The sequence below is a fragment of the Priestia sp. 10L35 genome (assembly GCF_056395685.1).
Genome location: NZ_JBFTKA010000037.1, coordinates 1 through 2,695, shown reverse-complemented (window position 1 = coordinate 2,695; position 2,695 = coordinate 1). Strand labels below are relative to the sequence as shown.

The following is a 2,695-nucleotide window of genomic DNA, read 5'->3' as shown; positions in this document are numbered from 1 at the left end:
CAGTTCAAACAGGAATTAGAGGCCTATATCCTCTATTACAACCATCTACGAATAAAAGAAAAATTAAAAGGATTGACCCCTGTAGAATACAGAATTCAATCCTCATTAGCTGCCTAAATAATGTGTCTAACTTTTTGGGTTCAGTTCAATCTGAGTAGTTTTTTCTGTTACGTAATTAGGTTTTGTGATGACAGCTCACCCTGTCTTGAATAGTTTACTCAAGGTATGAGTTATTATTAGTTATTATTCATTTTTGTAATTATTAAATAAAAAGCAAGAAACAGATCTTTAAAAAAAGATCTGTTTCTTGTTACATTCCAATCTATCATAGTACTTTACCCTTTTGTTTAAGACATGAAACATAAATATTTTATGTAGAAGAAATTTATTATATGTAAAAAGCAGACTTGTTAGAAAGTCTGCAACAAGAAATAAAGCTATTCACAACAGGTATTGTGTATATTAAGCGAACTTTAGCAGTCTGCCCTAGTCAAAAAATTCTATACTTTATAGTGTTTATTTTACTTCAATTGTTCGAAAGAGTATCGCTTTAAAAATAGATTAACTACTTATAATTTGTCTTATGTTAAGTGGTTTTTTGAAGGTAAATAGAATTCAATTCATAAACTATTGGTTAAGAATATTTATTCTAACGTATCTATGGTTAAATTTAAACTAAGAAGCGCTTGTTCGAGGTTTGATTTTACAGTTATTTTACTAAAATTAATTCCAAGTTGAACCATGGTCTGAGCAACTTCAGGGCGAATACCAATTAACATTGTTTTTACCCCAAGTAAATCTAATGCCTCAATGATTTTAAAAATTTGATGGGCAACCATAGTGTCCACAATCATAACCCCAGAGAGATCAAATAGAAGATGAGATAATTTCAATTCATTTGCCTTCTTCAACGTTTCGTCTAGTAAGAGAGTAGCTCTTTCCGTATCTACCTCTCCAATTAGAGGGAGTATGGCAATTCCTTTTGTGATAGGGACCATAGGTACGGATAATTCAAGGAAGGCACTCTTTGCTTTTTTTAATGTTTCATGATGGAATTTAACATAAGTCAAACTAAAAGCATAAACAGCTTTATCTAATAAAGGGTCAATAATTGAGCTTAATTCAAATACCGTGTCTATTGACATGTTGTGCTTTTTTATTTCTTCTTTAAGTACTTCCCATATGAATTTTCGGTAATAGGTCGTTTCTTCTAAAGCCTCGCTCAGAGAAATACCTAGATTTGATGCCAATTCTCCTGACTCTTTTCCCCATTTTACTATTTGATCAAAAATTATTTTTTGATCGTGTTTTAACATAATAGCTTCTCCAAAATAGTTGATGAAGTTTGCTCTCATTTCAATAATTTTTTCATTTGTAAGATTGAAATTTCTTGTTTGTTTAAGGTCTACTATTCTATTTGTATGTACTTTATGCGCAATTTCATACTTTTTTTCTGCGATTTTTTCTCCTAGAAAGTGCAAATTATTCATTGAATTTTGTCCTCCGATCTTCCCTTATCTAAAAAGGTAATTTTCATTATTTTAACATTTAAAATAAGGGCTACATAATTAGTTTTTTAAGATAATTAGATTGTTCCCAAGGTAGTAAAAGTCATTTTAATTAATTCTTTAATTTTGAGAATTCGCTTTATGTTAACTAGCTCTATAAACTACAAATAAAGCTAGCTGTGTTAAGCTAGCTTTATATTTTCATGGCGTTTTTCTATAAGTTTTTCAAGTTTTTCAATTGCTTGTTTATCTTTAAGCAATTCTTCTTTATTCTCTTTAACTAGATCTTCAAATGATTTTGTATGCTTACGCATGTTAGCACTTCTTTCTTTTGTATTGGATCGCTTTAACTATACCTTATCTAGGCAATTTTAGGTAATAAAACAACTTCACTATTTACAATGGTTCCCGTACAAAATAAGTATATTCTGTTTTATTTTCTCCAATTTTGAATTTTGATAAGATTCCCTTCAGGGTCTTTTGCAAAAACAATAGTTATAATACCAATATCTCGGTATTTTTTCAACTATCTCCTCCACTCTTGGTACAAAAACCAGAACTTCATGAGTGATGATACTAAAAGACGAAAAGAAATGATGTAATAGTAAGAAAATCTGACAAAGTGCTCAAGTGAAAAAGCCCGAATAAGGGACACTTTTTATATAGTGACCCTTATTCGGGTTATAGTTCAGCTAATCCAGGTATTTTTTTATTAAAATTGAATGATTTTATCGTATGGATATTCAATTTTTATCGAGGTTTGGTCTTTTGTTATTCAAATTCACACGCGATTTTTTATTGTCTAGTAGATGCTTAATTTCTTTAAAGCTTACAAAACGTTTATTTTTTTGATCTAAAAGTCGAAAACGAAGGGACTTCAAGCTTGTGCTTAGTGTAATGGTTGTTGCTTTCTGTAATGGTGGCGTAGATTCATGCGCCTTTTCTAAATTATAGTTTGGAACTCTTGGAGCCAAATGATGTACATGATGGAAACCAATATTACCTGTTACCCATTGTAAAACTTTAGGGAGCTTGTAATAGGAGCTACCATCCACCGCAGCCTTCACGTAATCCCACTCTTCTTCTCTTTCAAAGTAGGAATCCTCAAATTGATGCTGTACGTAAAATAGCCAAATTCCAAGTGATCCTGCTACAAAAAGGATAGGAGCTTGAACGAGCAGAAAAGC

The 2,695-nt window shown here is 31.1% G+C and carries 4 protein-coding genes; 1 reads left to right on the top strand and 3 read right to left on the bottom strand.

Annotation, left to right across the window (positions count from 1 at the left end):
* Positions 1–117, top strand: a 117-nt coding sequence (locus AC1DEF_RS28990; protein ID WP_477727317.1) for an IS3 family transposase, incomplete at its 5' end; no start/stop codon positions are given.
* Positions 118–644: 527 nt separating this feature from the next.
* Here the strand turns inward: AC1DEF_RS28990 and AC1DEF_RS28985 are convergent.
* The 3 genes from AC1DEF_RS28985 to AC1DEF_RS28975 all read right to left on the bottom strand — a co-directional run.
* Positions 645–1,490, bottom strand: coding sequence for an STAS domain-containing protein (locus AC1DEF_RS28985; RefSeq protein WP_097825539.1), 846 nt, complete (start codon positions 1,488–1,490; stop codon positions 645–647).
* 200 nt (positions 1,491–1,690) lie between these two features.
* A complete protein-coding gene (locus AC1DEF_RS28980; RefSeq protein WP_074684494.1) occupies positions 1,691–1,822 on the bottom strand; it encodes an FbpB family small basic protein in 132 nt (43 codons plus the stop codon).
* Positions 1,823–2,251: 429 nt separating this feature from the next.
* A partial coding sequence (locus AC1DEF_RS28975) for a fatty acid desaturase (protein WP_477727739.1) occupies positions 2,252–2,695 on the bottom strand: 444 nt, incomplete at its 5' end.

Coding starts and splice junctions, on each gene's coding strand:
- AC1DEF_RS28985 (WP_097825539.1), bottom strand. CDS start 1,490: ATGAATAATTTGCACTTTCTAGGAGAAAAAATCGCAGAAAAAAAGTAT.
- AC1DEF_RS28980 (WP_074684494.1), bottom strand. CDS start 1,822: ATGCGTAAGCATACAAAATCATTTGAAGATCTAGTTAAAGAGAATAAA.